Here is a 14684-nt window from a genome sequence, read left to right as displayed (position 1 = left end):
CCGGGTTTGGCGGGGCTTTTTTGTGGCAGGTTCCTAGCTTGCCTGCTTACGCCTTACCTTGGTTGGCGACTGCTTCTGCCGCTTTCGCTGCAGCTTCGGCATCGCCCAAATAGTAGTTTTTAATGGGTTTGAGATTGTCGTCCAGCTCATAAACCATCGGCACTCCAGTAGGGATGTTGAGCTTTACGATTTCTTCGTCAGAAATGTCGCCGAGATACTTCACCAGCGCACGCAGACTATTGCCATGGGCGCAGATTAAAACCTGTTTCCCAGCTTGAATTTGCGGTTTGATATCACTTTCGAAGTAAGGAATAAAACGGTCCACCGTGTCTTTAAGACTTTCTGACAAAGGAATTTGAGCTTCACTCAAGTCCTTGTACACTCGGAAGTTGCCAGCGTAGCGCTCATCGTCACGTTCCATTTTCGGTGGCGGCGTATCGTAGCTACGGCGCCATATATGTACCTGGTCGTCGCCATATTTGGCGGCTGTTTCCGCTTTATTCAAACCCTGCAAGGCACCGTAGTGGCGTTCATTCAAGCGGTAGTCACGGATAACAGGGATCCACATCTGGTCCATGTTATCCAGAATGCTCCACAGGGTGCGGATCGCACGCTTGAGCACCGAGGTATAAGCCAGGTCAAATTCAAACCCGGCCTCTTTCAGTAGTTCGCCTGCGGTGCGGGCTTCTTCGCGGCCTTGCTCGGTAAGATCAACATCTTTCCAGCCTGTGAAGCGATTTTCCTTGTTCCATACGCTCTGGCCGTGGCGGACCAGTACCAGTTTCGTGCTCATTAGCGTCATCCTGTGCGATTTCAATGCGGCGCAAAGAGTAGCAGAAATGTGCCGGGAAATTGAGCGCCACAGGCCGTATAATCGTCGCAAATTCTGTTGTTGCCGTCGAAGGTGCCTGCTTTGTGTGTATTTTGCAGGTTATTTTGCCCTTCTCTTACGGCAGCAAAGATCCGAGAAAGCCGTATGTTAGGGCTTTTACATTCCCGGAAAAGGCAAAAAGATGGCGTATCTCTGGTGCGAAGATAACAAAGAGATCAGCGAATGGCAGGCAAGCCTGGCGGCAGGTAGTCGGCTATACCTGGACACGGAATTCATGCGTGAGCGCACCTTCTGGCCACAATTGGCACTGGTGCAAGTCCATGATGGTGTGCGCATTCGACTTATTGATACTACCGAGGTTGATGGGCCTACTTTGTTGCCAGTATTTCAGAATCATACCTTGGTGATGCATGCTTGTTCCGAAGACTTGGAAGCAATTGCTACGTTTACTGGCCAGTACCCGGCGGCCATTGAAGACACCCAGATTGCCGCTGCACTGAGCGGCGAAGATATGCAGTGGGGTTACCAGAAAGTGGTTCAAATGCTGTTGGGTGTTGATCTTCCGAAAGGGGCCACGCGAACCAATTGGCTGAAACGGCCATTAAGCGATGAGCAACTTCACTACGCGGAAGATGACGTAAAATATCTCCCGGAAGTGGCGGGGATTCTCGCCGAGCGACTCGATGGCTTGGGCCGCCGCGCTTGGTGGGAAGAAGAATGCGCTCGTTTGCTCAAGCAGGCTCGCAGCCAAGTGCTGCCGCAAGACGCTTGGCGTAACGTGAAAGGCGCGGGCTTGCTGCAGGGCGAAAGCTTGGCGGTATTGGCAGCACTGGCGCCGTGGCGTGATCAGATGGCTCGGGAGCGAGATCTGCCCAAAAGCTTTGTGTTAAAAGATGCCCAGTTGCTGGACTTGGCCCGTACCAATCGTACCGACAGAGGCTTGCTCGCGGACTTGGGCTTTCATCCCAAACAGATTCGTCGCGACGGAGATGCGTTGTTGGCATTGATTGAACAGGCCCGAGGGCAGACTCCCCCCGATCCGTTGCCGGGGCCGCCGGATATGGCACAGAAGAAACTTGCCAAAACCCTGCGTAGCCGGGTTGCGATTATTGCCGAAGAGTTGAATATGAAGCCCGACGTATTGATGCGTCGCCGTTGGCTGGAAGCCCTGATCCGCCACCCGGAGAGGGTGCCGGAACCGTTGACCGGCTGGCGTAATGATGTTGTCACCCAACCTCTGCTGGAGTTGCTGTAGTGAGTGAGGGAGTGCTGAAAGGCAAATTGTTTTGTTCGATCTATAAGAGCCGCCGCAAAAGTGGCATGTATTTGTATGTGGATCGGCAAAAAGGGCTTAAAGAGGTGCCCGAGATATTGATGGGACAGTTTGGTCATGCCGAGCACGTGACTGATATGATTCTGAACCCGACGCGCCCATTAGCACGCGCGGATGTGGAGCAGGTCATGGAAAAAATCCGCGAGCAGGGTTTTTACTTGCAAATGCCACCACCGCCGGATGAAGACCTGTTCATGGCTGATGGCCACCCGGATAAACCGGTTCGACATGATGCCTGATACGACGCTGCCGCTGCGGGGTCAGTTCTGGACTCTCCCGCTGAGCGACCTCAATGTCCGCGAGTGGGAAGCGCTGTGTGATAATTGTGGCCGTTGTTGTCTTGTAAAACTGGAAGATGAAGACAGTGGCGAGTTAGCGTTTACCAATCTGGCGTGCCGCTTTCTGGATAGCAAGCAATGCCAATGTCGTGTGTATGAAGAGCGTTTTAAGCGGGTTCCGGATTGCATTCGTGTCACTGAGAGCATTGCTAGGGATACGAATTGGTTGCCACCCACCTGTGCATACCGTTTACGTGCAAAAGGTAAGCCGTTACCCGCTTGGCATCCGTTGCTCAGTAACAATGCTGACAGCGTGAGGCAAGCGGGGATTAGCGTCGCGGGGCGGGTGGTGTCAGAGCAACTTGTGCGGGAAGATGATTGGGAAGAGCATATTGTTCACTGGATCGACTGATGTAGGCGGTGGCTTGCCGGTGGGTTCAATAACATGAGTGGGAGACGTTGTGACAACACAAGCATATTTATGGGGTTGGTTTGCCTATTTGCTGGGCAGTATCGGTGTCTTGTTCGTTTGGTGGTGGCTAACACGCCCTCTGAGCCGCTGGGCTAAGGTGCCGCTGCGAACTCTGCTAACTGCCCTGTTGCTCACACCATGGTCCGTATCTGCGCAGCATGACGAATGGGCTCCGGCTTGGGTGGTGAGTTTGTTTGACGGCCTGGCTCAGGATAATGTGAGCCTTTGGCGCGCCGGTGGCCCATTGGTGGCGATGTTGCTGGTGGCGCTGGTGGTGGCTGCATTAGAGCTGTGGCGGCAGCGGCGCAAACAAGCGGCTATGCTGGCTCAGCAATGAGCGAGTGTATCTTTTGTCAGATTCAGGCGGGGACTTTGCCCGCCAGCGTGGTCTATGAAGATGATTTGGCGCTGGTGATTCTGGATTTGTTCCCGATCCGTGAAGCCCATTGTTTGGTGATTCCTCGCCAGCATGAATCCTTGCTGGAAGGGTTGGATGCTGCGGTGACGCATCGGTTGATGGATCTGGCCCGGAGGACGATTGTGGCGCAGAAACGGGCCGGGCTTGCCGTAAAGGCGCATAATGTGGTGGTTAATGATGGCCGCGAAGCCAATCAGCATGTGCCCCATGTGCATGTGCATGTGATTCCCCGTCGCGGCGGCGACACTTTAGCGACCGCAATGACTTGGGCAACCCGCCTAATGAATGTGTTCGGGATGGCAAAGCGGCGTAAACGCCTTGATCGGCTTGCGGGTTTGTTAAGCGAGCATTTTCCGGAAAAGCTCTGATGTTTGTTGTCTTGCAGCGTTTCTAAATGGTGCGCTGCGAGAGTCGGTGCTCGCGCTTTGTTATCTTTCTCCTACCCTGCCTAGGGTTTCTTTTTTCTGCGTTTGTGGTCATGTACGGCTTTTGCCAAGGCAGACTTGTCATAGGCTAGGGCTAGCGTTTAATGCCCTGCGGTCGTGCTTGGGGTTGCTTTCACTGAAACAGGTGAGGGGGCTCCCTACAGTAAAATGACTGGTCGTCCTGGCCCTGGACGGTCAGTCACTAAAATGTCCTGTTGAGTCGAAGTGAGCCGCCCATAAACGTCCGTCGGCGCGCTCCAGGTTCAAAGCTATTCCGGCGAGAAGATGGCCTTCAGGTGCTGCGCACCAAGCGATAGTGCCGTAAAGATGGTAGGTGCCGTAGTTTTCCAGCAGAGCAACCCAGAGCTCCACATCCGTATCGGGCTTGATTGGTGAGGGTAGCTCCACGCTGATACCCGCTAGGGAAATGTCGTGAGAGGTTAGATAGAGGCGATCTTCCGGGTCTAAGGAACTCGATCCTGCCGGTAACAAGGTGAGAGACAAGTTCTCTTCACGGTTGATTCGGGGGTGGCGTCGGTTGTCAATTTTTGTAGCCATGTGACTTATCCGTAAATCATTCTGTCAACAACGTAAGCGGCGGTGGCTATGGTGGCAACCACCCCGAACAAGAATAGCAAGAATAACAAGGCGGGTTTGGCCGTTTTGGGGAGGCCTTCGGTTTTTCGTGAAGGCCGGTTTTCTTGGGTTTTACTCATCCGCTATCTCCCTGAAATCTCCAGATACTTTACAGTATTCGTTATTGCGGAACGATAGGAAACTGGCGGGGTGAGAAGCGGGTAAATATGTCCGGTTAGTAGGGGCTTCTTTTTCCAGTTAAATAGTTTTTGTTGCTGAAATAAAAAAGGGCCCGATTGGGCCCTTTTCATGTTCAGTTTGGCGGGTTAATGGGCGCCAGCCTGAATTTTCTGGAACAGGAACTCGTGGAGCGAGTCCGACATCAGCGGTACGTAAGATACCAGCAGCAGTGCGGTCAGCATCACCGCAATAGGCAGTAGGAATTTCTCATAGCGACGGTAGAAGTTGCCACCCGGCACTTTTGCGGATTCCACTTCTTCGTCTCCCACTACTTGCCTTGTTAGCAAGTGGTTTAGCGCCACTGGAGGTGATAGATAACCCAGCTCAAAAGCTACCAGGGTAATCATCCAGAAGTGTAGTGGGTCAATCCCATTATCGAAGGCAATTTGTGCAAGGGTTGCGTTCACCAAAATTACTGCGCCATAGGGGTCCATAATCATGCCGATAATCACCATGGTGACCACCAGCAGTGTCATGGCTACCCAGATACTCGGGAACGTCTCAGGCAGCATTTCCATGACCCCGGAACGCTCGATGATACCGCCGACGCTTACCGATAGAGCCATCAGCATCAGCAACGCGCCAATGTGCCCGGTGGTTTCGTTAGTGGCAAACCGCAATGAGCTTTCCATCTTCTCACCCACACCGGGCTCTGGTTGGTAATGCGGGTCCATATCCGGTGTTTTTACAAGGTAATAAATTGCCAGACAAGCGCCGAGAATAGCATTACGCCAGAAAAGTCCCCAAAACAGATCGTTCAATTCCTCAGCGGAGGTGCCGGTAGGAATAGCACCAGCGTCTAGCGCATTGTTGATGCCCCACAGGTTGTAGCAGGAGTAGATCAAAAGGGGCAACAGGACGATCGTGAAAACGTGCAGGGATTTTGTGCTCAGTTTCTCGTAGGCCAGAATGGCTAGCAGCATTACCGGCAGGATAATGGGTGCGTAGTTTTCGTTTAACTCGGTGTCGAGTAGATCACGGAAGAACACCACTACGGTCCCCATGATAATCACATAGGGCAGTAGAGGGATGAGACGTTTCAAGCTTTGCGGTACTGCTTCAGAGAACGGAGCAATGCGTGCCGGAGCAGTACGGGCAAATTGGCTGTAAATGAAGAACAGGAACAGCGACAAACCAAAGATTTTCAGGCCGGAAGTGAATAGCTCATCTGTGGTCACGCTATTGTTCAAAGCGGCGATGATCACGACCAGCAGGCAGGGACGTAAAACCACGCCCATGGAGCCAGACATGGCGGTGGCGGCCAGCGCCAGTTGTTTACGAGCCCCAGCGCGAACCAACTCGTTATAGATGGTGGCACCGGCAGCAATAACGAAGATACCGGAGGCGCCAGTGTAGGCTGTAGGAACCGCTGCAACAGCAAGCACCACAAAACACATCAACTCCGGTGACATTTTCCAAGGACGTAGCACGTCGAAAACTAGGTGAGCCATCTTGGTTTGACGCAGCAGCATGCCGATCCAGATATACAGTGCCAAGCTCAGGAACAGGGTGGACAGTTCCATCATCATGCCAAGATAAACGCTAATCCCGTGGTAGTAGCCTTGGCTGATAAATTGTGCGCCAGCGGTAAGGCACATGAAGCTGTATAGCGGGATGGTCAACATTGCCTTGCCCCAAGTACCTCCTTCCTCAAGGTCTTTGGGCGGGCGAATCAGCTGGTAGAAAGCAGCGAAAGAGAGCAGCAGGAAGCCGGCAATCCAGAACTGGTGCAAGTAAAAGTGATTGACCTGAACTCCGTCGGCAATGGCGCTGATTTCTTCGCCTCGGTATAGCCAAGCAGAGAGGAGTAGCATTATGTTGGCGGCGAGCTGGCCCAAGCTAGAAACAAAGTGGTCTTTACGTGTATGAGCGGGACGTAGCGAAATGTGGTGGCGCGTTAATGTGGCGGTCGCGGCACAGATCATTACCAGCAAACAAAGCAGTAGACGCTTGTAGTTGCCCAGGGTAGTTACCACTTTGGCTACGCCGCCTTCCAAGGTACGGAAGGCAATCACGCCGGGGGTGGCTTTGTCCTGAATCAACTCATAGCGTTCCCATCTGCCGCGACAGTTATGCCTGGAAGATTCCAAGGACTGACGCAAGGCCGCTTCGTCCACGTCGGTTCCAAAGATGGAGGCTAGAGGATCGTCAGCCATTTGCTGTTTTTTCTGCTTAATGGCTTTTGCCAGCTCCTGATCCAGGTCTGGATCACGGTTACAGGTGGGCTGTTCCACCACTCCAGCGCCACGCAAAAGGAAATAGCCCTCCCAGGTATTCTCGCCGATCTTCAGTAGCTGCGAGTGAATTACTTCGCCGGAAGCCAGAAAAATGGTCAGCAGAAGAAGAATCAGTGTAGGAAGTGAGGATAGCCATTCCGCGACGGAACGGTTTGCAACAGTTAACGAAGGCTTGTCCATTGTGCACCCGGTTATTGTTATACCGCCTGAGCTACGGAGGGGGGGGGCGCTTTGGGGGGTAGGGTAGCGCTTTTGCCCCCGCCTTTTTAGGGCGATGTAAACATTTTTTCTTACCTGATCACCCGTGGGAACGGGTGACAGAATGTGAGTTGTTAATGAAGGACGGGGCCAGTTGGCCCCGTTCAGTTGAACTTTTTATTCAACAGGGTTAACGCACTCTGCGCGTGATGGTTCGTGTTTACAGCGTACTTTACGTAGCAGACCCATCATGTCTTTATTGTAGACGCCGTCTTTGGTGAGGGCGATGCGAGCGTCACGCATCATTTCGTCGTAACGGAGCCTGTCCGCCTCAGGAATACGAATCCACCACTTCTTGTTAACTTCGCTGTTGGCGTTCTCAATGACACGCATGGCGCGGTCAAACTGACCGAGCATGTATTTGCGTGACTGTGCAGCAAAATCAGCAGGGAACTTGTCCTTTTTCAGAATGACTTGTGCGGTCAACTGACCGAGTACGTAATCGACGATGCCGCCGTCAGGCTGCATGCCTTTGTACAATTCCAAGGCAGAGTACGCAGCAATGGGGGCAAAGCAGACATCAACGGAACCATTATTAAACCGGCTAGAGAAGTTGGAAATGTCAGACATAACCGGTGACATACCTACGCGGGAGGCCATGTTTGCTTGAGCCGAATCGTATTCCAGTACCGCGATGGACTTGCCAGACAATTCGCTGACGGTGTCGATAGTGCTGTCTTTAACGAACAGGTAGGCTGCTCCCATAGGGGCGACGCCACCTACTTCATAAGGGCCGGAAACCAACTTTGCATTGATGGATGGGCTCTCGCTGGTTAGCACTGTAATCACGGTGCGCATAGCGTCATAGCTAGGGATGGAGCCAATGGAATCCAGGCTGCCAGTGTAATTGTTGAACTGACGGCCGCGGATACCGGTTAGGACGGCGGCATCACATTGGCCGGCTTTCAGGTCTTCAGATGCGATTTTTTCATCTGTGTAGGGCTTGAGTTCAAAGTCCACGCCCCAGTTCAGCGCCGCGGTCTTATAGTCCTTCATGATGTTGTAGATATCGCCATTCGCGCCAATGATGTCAAATACGCACATAGTGCGCTTTTCGGCGGCTTGGACGGGGGTGAACGTCAATGCCAGAGCGGCAGTGGCGACCGCAGTGAATGCCTTAACATAGCGCATGATAGTCTCCTGGTTACTTCTTTAACTGTTTAACGCGTTAAAAGCGGCCCGAAGGCCGCTAGATGGCTTATAGCAAATCGTTGATATCAATAGCGGGGCCAGACGAGGCTGTGTCATCCCAGAAAGTGCCAGTGCCGCCTATAGGTGTACGCTTACCGGTATTCTCAGTCCATTCACGGTCCGAAATACCTTGGATAATAAAGCCAGCGATGGCGTCTAGCATAGCGTAGTCTGGATTCAGGCCTTCATCATTTGCTGCGTAATCACGGATGGCTTGGCGCAGACGCTCATCGTTGCCTTTGCTGAAAGCGCTCATGGCATACAGGGCGCTGCCCAAACGAATGCCGCTGTCGAACCCTGCCTTGGCTGAGGCTTCCAGCTCGGCCCATGCATCAGCGTTCGGTGGTGCTAGCATTGGTAGCAGGTTCCATACTGCAGCACGGGTACCGCGCGGTACGCCCCACCACTGATCGTTATCCAAGCATTTCATGTTGCGTTCAACTTTGGCTGCGATATCACGAGGTACGCCTACTGCACCGTCGGAAGCGCCGTCGTTAAGCAGGGATTGAACACCGGAAATGTTACCGACCAGCCAGACCATTTCGTCAAAATCGTTATTCATGTTAGGACATTCACCGTCCTTGACTTCGCCGAAGGCTTGCATCATGTAGTTGTAAGCTTTGTACTGGCGATTTGCGGCAATGGCAGACCAGCGTTTCTGCTCGATGCGTGCATCTTGTGCTTCGCTGACTCGGCCATCTTTGACTGAACGCATGTAGCGCAGTTCAGCATCAAGAGCAATTTGCTCGGCGCAGGTGGCGGCAACGGTGAAGACCATGGCGCCCAGTTTGCTGGGGTCGGATCCAACACGCTCGAAAGACATCAACAGAGGTGTCTGTGCTTCGCCGGTGACGCATGCCATACGTACGTCATCATAGGTCATCATGTAGGGCAACATTTCGGATCGGCCGAAGCTGACCAAAACATCACCGGTAGCCTTATAGACAACACCGCAGCCTTGCAGAGCTAGGATGGCGCTTCCTACCAAGGCCAGACCGGAATGTCGTAGCATTTTTTTCATGGAAAGAGAACCCATTCGTAAGCTCCTTGTTTTTGTTCTCAAAATAGGGTCGTCAAAGGTACGAAAGTCAGCCGTTTGACACAAGCGGCAATTACAAAAAATCCTTCAAGCAATTACAAACAATAAATTTGCTATATCATGGTTTCTATCCGATAAATCATGTACTTCATAAAATAGATACGACTTTATTATGAGTGATCACAGTGACGTCAAAGATATGCGGGCCTGGCTGGAGGGCGAACGCAGTGGCCTTTCCCTGGCACTGAATACGGCACGGGGCGGACTACGAATACTCGAAACGTTGGGTGTAGTGGGGCGCCATGGGCTAGGCTGGGCGCTCGGTGATCGCCCGCCAATCCCGGCTTTGCTGCGTGCCACCTTCGAATCTTTAGGGACGACATACATTAAATTAGGCCAATTTATTGCCAGTTCCCCATCAATTTTCCCTGAAGAGTATGTCGAGGAGTTTCAACGCTGTCTCGACAGGACTCCCCCCCTACCTTTTCATTACATTCGGGATACTGTTGAAGCCGAGCTAGGCTCCAGCCTGGAGACGCTTTATGAATTTGTGGACCCTAAACCATTAGCCAGTGCGTCAATTGCACAAGTGCACGCGGCAAAATTGAAGGATGGTCGCGATGTGGTAATTAAGGTTCAACGCCCGGGTGTAAAGAATGTTTTGCTTACAGATTTCAATTTCTTGTACTTCGCGGCAAGACTTACTGAACGGTTGGCGCCGGGGTTGTCACGTTCTGCTATTTCGGGGGTCATTGAAGAGTTACAGGCGGGCATGCTGGAAGAGTGCGATTTCATAAAAGAAGCGGGCAATCTTAAAGCGTTTAATGTTTTCCTGCGCAATACCGGTAACACTCAGGCCATAGCGCCAGAACCCGTTATGTCACATACCACGGGTAAAGTCCTGACCATGGAGCGTTTTTTTGGCGTGCCTCTAACGGATATGAATGTACTAAAGAAGTATACCGACGATCCGGCGGGTACGTTGATTTCTGCGCTGAACACGTGGTTTTCTAGCCTTATGATGTGTGACTTCTTCCATGCAGATGTTCATGCGGGTAATTTAATGCTGCTAGAGGATGGCCGAGTCGGATTTATTGATTTTGGCATCGTCGGGCGTATTCGTCGTGAAGCCTGGAATGGTATGGCGGCTTTCTTTGATGCCATTGGTCGTGGGGATGTGCGAAAGATGGCGGAAGCCATGGTCGTGATCGGAATGACTCGTGACGAAGTAGATGTTGCAGCGTTGGCGCGGGATATTGAAGGATTGCAGGGAGCGTTGGGCCAGGTGGATCCTTCTGCGCTGATGCAGGCAGACCGTAACGACAAGGAAGTGAACAGCCTGCTGGTAGATATCGTGAAAATTGGTGAGGGGCATGGTATTCGATTCCCGCGGGAGTTCGCCTTATTGCTAAAGCAGTTTCTCTATTTTGATCGTTATGTGCAGGTGTTGGCCCCGGAAATGGACATGTTCAGTGATAACCGGGTCGATATGTTTGGTTCCATAGAGGAAATACCTGGCGGATTTTTACATTAGAATTAGCCGTTAGCAGCAAAGAAGATAGAAAAGGAGAACGAGGAAAGTGTCTTCGTTTTCCTTTTAGAATTTTGGGTTTGAACTCTTGAATTGAAGCCGCGGGTAGCGTGATAACCGTGTGGCAGGGCTTTTGGCTACGCGTTGTAGTTTGTGGCTTATTTCTGCGTTTATTCCACCGGATTACTGCATTCCGCTCGGGTGGCGTCGAGCTTGCAACGAACCTTGCGTTGCAGGGTCAGCATGTTGGCATCATAGTAGCCTTTTTGGCGTAGCCGTAGACGCGCTTCCTGCATCATTATTTGATATTCTTTTTTATCTTCTGGCGGAATCTGGATCATCCAGCGTTCTGGCACTTTGACGGCTTCAAGATTCAGTCGTTCCATGATTAGAGGGTAGCTTTTGTAGAATTCTTCGCGCACCAGCTGTGCTACTTCATTCGGGAATTTGTCTTTGCGACCGATCAGCTGCATGGTGATTTGAGCCAGCGGGTAATCAATGATACCGCCATTCGGCCCCATTCCTTTGTACAGTTCCAGTAATTCGTAGGCGAGTAGTGGTGCGACGATAACGTCAACCACGCCGTTGTTGAATTTATTCGGTGCTGAAACGATATCCGATGCAATTGGCGTCGCGCCAATCTGTGAAACCATTTCCGCTTGTGTGGGATCATAGTCGAGCACGGCCACGCGCTTCCCTGCAGCTTTGGCTAGAGTGTTAATGTTCTTGTCATTGACGAAAATATAAGCGCCACCAGCCGGTGCAACGCCGAGTATGACATACTCACCGCTGATCATCTTGTCCGCGCTTTTCGGGCTGGCAAGGGCTTGCAGAAGGATGTGCATGTGCTCTTGGGTTGGCAGGGCGCCAATGGCATCGATGGTGCCGGTATATTTGTTGAATTGGCGGCCCCGTAACCCTGTAATCAGCGCTGCATCACAGAGGCCGGCTTTGAGATCTTCGGCTGCTACGCTTTCTTTGGTGTAGGGCTCGATATGAAGATCCACACCATATTGCCGTAGCCGGGTACGCTGGTCCTCAGCTGCCTTGAAAATTGGCCCGGAGCGACCGCCAATATCCCAGATGCAAATTCGACGTTTGAGGGGCTCGCCCAGACTGAATCCCGCAGCTTTCTGCATGGCTTTGATCCGTTCATCCAGACTACGGTTCTGGTCATAGGCTATCGCACGCAATGTGGCCGCCAGTTCCGGTGTAAATTCCACACCGGGGGCAAAGCGCTCTAGTTCGGCCCGTTGGGCCGGCGTCAGATCAAAGGCTTCATTGGCATGAAGAAATGCGCTGCCGACTAGTAGAAAAGAAAGAAAAAAGTAACGAAAAAATCTCACGATAGCCTCCATGGCTATTATCGTTTGTTGTTGCCATAAGGTGCTGTGGTCTACAGCTATACTGGCAGTGTCGCTCATTAGCTTGGCCGGCTCGGGGGAGAGATGAGCAAAAGATATGTTGTTTATTACTCAATGCTTTGGCTGCATTCGGGGCGACCCGCTTCTAGGCTGCAACGAATACGTTTCATGATGTTCAACATGGTGGGGTCATAATATTCGCTATCGCGTAGCTTGATACGTGCATCGCGCATCAAGCTGTTGTAGTTCTGCTTTTCGTCTTCGGGAAGTGAAATCCACCAGTGAGAGGGAATGCGATCCGCTTCTTTTTTCAGCGTGCTTTGTACCGCTTGGAAACTGTCTGTTGCAATTTCACGAATCAATGCCGAAAAGGCGGGGGGGAAGCGATCTGCATGAGCGATCAGTTGCGCGGTCAATTGTACGATGGGGTAGTCCACGATGCCGCCATTGGGCTCCATGCCTTTGTAAAGTTCTAGGGCTTGATAGGCAATCAACGGGGCGGGTAACACATCAACACTGCCATTATTGAATTGACTGGGAGCAGTAGCGAGAGTGCTGGCGACGGGGGTGGCACCGATATGGGTAACCAATTTGGATTGACCAGGATCGAAATCTAGCACCGCAACTTTTTTTCCTGCTACTTTTGAAAGGGAGTTGAGCGCCCGATCATTGACGAAAAGGTAGGCCGCTCCAGCAGGCGTAATGGCTAGGGTCTGATACTTATTGCTGGCCATTTTTTCGGCCAGTTGTGGGTGAGCAAGGGTGCGCAGTAAAACGTTTACATGCTCCAGTGTAGGCAGGGCGCCCAGTGCATCAATGCTGCCGGTGAAACGGTTAAAATGACGAGCCCGGAACCCGCTCATTAGCGCGGCATCACAGTGACCGTTTTTCAAAGAGGCAACCAACACACCTTCATTAGTGAAGGCTTCTAGACTGATATCAATATTATAGCGCAACAAATCTATGCGTAAATTGGTGGCGCCATTATATATCGGCCCGGAACGCCCGGATAAATCCCAAAGGCATATGTGCCTTTTCAGCATTTCACCGTCGGCAAGCCCCATGGATTGTCGGGCCTGCTTGAGTTGTGTTTTTTGTTTATCGGTCAGTGCCAGAGCACTGCTATGGGTTGCAGCAACCAACAGCAGTGCTGAGCATAGATACCTAAACGTCCCCATGACGATTCCTGTGTCATTCAATGGGGGCGTTTATAGCATTTCGCCGTGTGGCGAAGTTTTACCTGTTGTATGACAATTGTACAAAGCTTTCCGAAAGTCAGGGCGCGCAGGGTTTCCAGTAAGTGTTGTCGCTCACCTATTGGCTGATGCTGCACTCAGAGCGAGCTGGGTTGAACTTGCAGCGGATCTTGCGCTGCAACGTCAACATGTCGCCACTGTAATAGCCTTGTTCGCGTAGCGCGTCGCGAGCGTCCTGCATCATGACTTCGTATTCTTGTTTGTCTTTCTCTGGGATATGAATCATCCAACGCTCGGGTACCCGTTTGGTTTCCTGTTCGACGCGCTTTATAACCGTTGGATAGGCCTCGAATGATGCTTCGCGTATCAGTTGCGCTACTTCGTTGGGGAATTTATCCAGTCTTCCGATGAGCTGCATGGAAAGCTGCGTCAGTGGGTAGTCGACGATGCCGCCATCTGGACTCATGCCTTTATAAAGCTCAAGAAGTTCATATGCCACTAATGGGGCGGGCAAAATATCGATTTGCCCATTATTGAATTTGTTAGGCGCGGAAACGATGTCGGTGGCAATCGGTGTTGCGCCAATGGCGGCGACCATTTGCGCTTGGGTCTGATCATAATCCAACACCGCTACGCGGTGGCCGGCGGCCTTGGCCAGTGAACTGATGCTGCGATCGTTGACAAAAATATGGGCGGCACCGGCAGGGTAGATGCCCATTACTACGTAATCCCCTTGCACCATATGACCAGCCTGTTTGGGATGGGCGAGGACCTGTAGAAGAGTTTGCATATGCTGGTCGCTGGGAACGGCACCAATGGCATCGACGCTGCCGCTGTAAAGGTTGAACTGGCGTGCGCGCATGCCGCTCATCAAGGCCGCGTCACAGAGGCCGGCCTTGAGCTCTTCCACCATCACCGTTTCGTTGGTGTAAGGCACCATGTCCAAATTGATGCCGTACTCGATGGCCAGTGCTCGTTGCTCCATGGCGACATTAAACACCGGCCCATTGCGCCCGCCAATATCCCAAATGCAGATGGTGCGTTTCAGTGCGCTGCCAGCGGGCATTTGGTCCAAGCCCACCATTTGGCTGATGGCTTTGAGCCGGCTGCGAACCGGCATTTCACGGGTATAAAAAATGTCTTCCAGCTTTTCAAGGGTGTTGTCGTTGAGCGTGACGCCGGGCAGCAGTCCTCGTAATTGTTCTTTCTGTGCGTTGGTCAGCGTGGTGGCGCTCAGGGTGGCACATAGTAGGCTAAGAACAAAAAAAACAGAAAGTCGGATGTGCATGGGGAT

15 protein-coding genes are annotated in these 14684 nt (G+C 52.1%); 6 read left to right on the top strand and 9 right to left on the bottom strand.

Annotated elements, in window-relative coordinates; genetic code table 11:
- Window positions 1-46: 46 nt before the first annotated feature.
- The gene (gene gpmA, locus ABO_RS09130; protein ID WP_011589050.1) at window positions 47-793 is read right to left on the bottom strand and encodes a 2,3-diphosphoglycerate-dependent phosphoglycerate mutase; all 747 of its coding nucleotides are present in this window, start codon (window positions 791-793) and stop codon (window positions 47-49) included.
- Window positions 794-1013: 220 nt separating this feature from the next.
- On the opposite strand from gpmA, the gene rnd reads away from it, so the two are divergent.
- The 5 genes from rnd to ABO_RS09105 are packed head-to-tail and all read left to right on the top strand — an operon-like array spanning window position 1014 to window position 3701.
- Window positions 1014-2087, top strand: a complete 1074-nt coding sequence (gene rnd, locus ABO_RS09125) for a ribonuclease D (RefSeq protein WP_011589049.1) — start codon at window positions 1014-1016, stop codon at window positions 2085-2087.
- Window positions 2087-2404, top strand: a complete 318-nt coding sequence (locus ABO_RS09120) for a YcgL domain-containing protein (RefSeq protein WP_011589048.1) — start codon at window positions 2087-2089, stop codon at window positions 2402-2404. The genes rnd and ABO_RS09120 overlap by 1 nt, the downstream gene beginning before the upstream one ends.
- A complete protein-coding gene (locus tag ABO_RS09115; RefSeq protein WP_011589047.1) occupies window positions 2394-2855 on the top strand; it encodes a YcgN family cysteine cluster protein in 462 nt (153 codons plus the stop codon). The genes ABO_RS09120 and ABO_RS09115 overlap by 11 nt, the downstream gene beginning before the upstream one ends.
- 49 nt (window positions 2856-2904) lie before the next feature.
- Entirely contained in the window at window positions 2905-3252 is a 348-nt protein-coding gene (locus ABO_RS09110; protein WP_231860751.1) for a hypothetical protein, read from the top strand.
- Complete coding sequence (locus ABO_RS09105) at window positions 3249-3701, top strand: HIT family protein (RefSeq protein ID WP_011589045.1); 453 nt, start codon at window positions 3249-3251, stop codon at window positions 3699-3701. Before ABO_RS09110 ends, ABO_RS09105 begins: the two co-directional genes overlap by 4 nt.
- A 252-nt stretch (window positions 3702-3953) precedes the next feature.
- Here the strand turns inward: ABO_RS09105 and ABO_RS09100 are convergent, their stop codons facing one another.
- The 5 genes from ABO_RS09100 to ABO_RS09085 all read right to left on the bottom strand — a co-directional run bounded on the left by ABO_RS09100 (window position 3954) and on the right by ABO_RS09085 (window position 9296).
- Window positions 3954-4316 (bottom strand): PilZ domain-containing protein, encoded by a 363-nt coding sequence (locus ABO_RS09100; protein WP_011589044.1) that lies wholly within the window; start codon window positions 4314-4316, stop codon window positions 3954-3956.
- 5 nt (window positions 4317-4321) lie between these two features.
- Window positions 4322-4474, bottom strand: a complete 153-nt coding sequence (locus tag ABO_RS14460; protein WP_155849267.1) for a hypothetical protein — start codon at window positions 4472-4474, stop codon at window positions 4322-4324.
- Window positions 4475-4660: 186 nt separating this feature from the next.
- Window positions 4661-6991 carry a TRAP transporter large permease subunit gene (locus ABO_RS09095; RefSeq protein WP_011589043.1) on the bottom strand — a complete coding sequence of 777 codons (2331 nt, stop codon included), beginning with the start codon at window positions 6989-6991 and terminating at the stop codon, window positions 4661-4663.
- 195 nt (window positions 6992-7186) lie between these two features.
- On the bottom strand, window positions 7187-8200 hold the full coding sequence (locus tag ABO_RS09090; RefSeq protein WP_011589042.1) for a putative solute-binding protein: 1014 nt from the start codon (window positions 8198-8200) through the stop codon (window positions 7187-7189).
- A 67-nt stretch (window positions 8201-8267) separates the two neighbouring features.
- A complete protein-coding gene (locus tag ABO_RS09085) occupies window positions 8268-9296 on the bottom strand; it encodes a hypothetical protein (protein WP_011589041.1) in 1029 nt (342 codons plus the stop codon).
- Window positions 9297-9471: 175 nt separating this feature from the next.
- On the opposite strand from ABO_RS09085, the gene ABO_RS09080 reads away from it, so the two are divergent.
- A complete protein-coding gene (locus ABO_RS09080; RefSeq protein WP_011589040.1) occupies window positions 9472-10833 on the top strand; it encodes an ABC1 kinase family protein in 1362 nt (453 codons plus the stop codon).
- A 167-nt stretch (window positions 10834-11000) separates the two neighbouring features.
- Here ABO_RS09080 and ABO_RS09075 read toward each other — a convergent pair whose 3' ends face one another.
- From ABO_RS09075 to ABO_RS09065, 3 genes are all read right to left on the bottom strand, one after another.
- Complete coding sequence (locus tag ABO_RS09075; protein WP_011589039.1) at window positions 11001-12176, bottom strand: putative solute-binding protein; 1176 nt, start codon at window positions 12174-12176, stop codon at window positions 11001-11003.
- Window positions 12177-12301: 125 nt separating this feature from the next.
- Complete coding sequence (locus ABO_RS09070; protein WP_011589038.1) at window positions 12302-13372, bottom strand: putative solute-binding protein; 1071 nt, start codon at window positions 13370-13372, stop codon at window positions 12302-12304.
- Window positions 13373-13508: 136 nt separating this feature from the next.
- Window positions 13509-14678, bottom strand: coding sequence for a putative solute-binding protein (locus ABO_RS09065; RefSeq protein ID WP_011589037.1), 1170 nt, complete (start codon window positions 14676-14678; stop codon window positions 13509-13511).
- Window positions 14679-14684 lie beyond the last annotated feature (6 nt).

The sequence above is a fragment of the Alcanivorax borkumensis SK2 genome, from assembly GCF_000009365.1.
In the GTDB taxonomy this organism is placed as follows: domain Bacteria; phylum Pseudomonadota; class Gammaproteobacteria; order Pseudomonadales; family Alcanivoracaceae; genus Alcanivorax; species Alcanivorax borkumensis.
Note: the sequence above shows the minus strand (reverse complement) of the source record. Positions and strands in the feature narration are given on the sequence as shown.

Bases quoted from the DNA above. Each gene is read 5' to 3' on its own strand.
- ABO_RS09080 (WP_011589040.1), top strand. From the start codon at position 9,472: ATGAGTGATCACAGTGACGTCAAAGATATGCGGGCCTGGCTGGAGGGC.
- ABO_RS09070 (WP_011589038.1), bottom strand. From the start codon at position 13,372: ATGGGGACGTTTAGGTATCTATGCTCAGCACTGCTGTTGGTTGCTGCA.
- ABO_RS14460 (WP_155849267.1), bottom strand. From the start codon at position 4,474: ATGAGTAAAACCCAAGAAAACCGGCCTTCACGAAAAACCGAAGGCCTC.
- ABO_RS09065 (WP_011589037.1), bottom strand. From the start codon at position 14,678: ATGCACATCCGACTTTCTGTTTTTTTTGTTCTTAGCCTACTATGTGCC.
- ABO_RS09095 (WP_011589043.1), bottom strand. From the start codon at position 6,991: ATGGACAAGCCTTCGTTAACTGTTGCAAACCGTTCCGTCGCGGAATGG.
- gpmA (WP_011589050.1), bottom strand. From the start codon at position 793: ATGAGCACGAAACTGGTACTGGTCCGCCACGGCCAGAGCGTATGGAAC.
- ABO_RS09115 (WP_011589047.1), top strand. From the start codon at position 2,394: ATGATGCCTGATACGACGCTGCCGCTGCGGGGTCAGTTCTGGACTCTC.
- ABO_RS09105 (WP_011589045.1), top strand. From the start codon at position 3,249: ATGAGCGAGTGTATCTTTTGTCAGATTCAGGCGGGGACTTTGCCCGCC.
- rnd (WP_011589049.1), top strand. From the start codon at position 1,014: ATGGCGTATCTCTGGTGCGAAGATAACAAAGAGATCAGCGAATGGCAG.
- ABO_RS09085 (WP_011589041.1), bottom strand. From the start codon at position 9,296: ATGGGTTCTCTTTCCATGAAAAAAATGCTACGACATTCCGGTCTGGCC.
- ABO_RS09090 (WP_011589042.1), bottom strand. From the start codon at position 8,200: ATGCGCTATGTTAAGGCATTCACTGCGGTCGCCACTGCCGCTCTGGCA.
- ABO_RS09100 (WP_011589044.1), bottom strand. From the start codon at position 4,316: ATGGCTACAAAAATTGACAACCGACGCCACCCCCGAATCAACCGTGAA.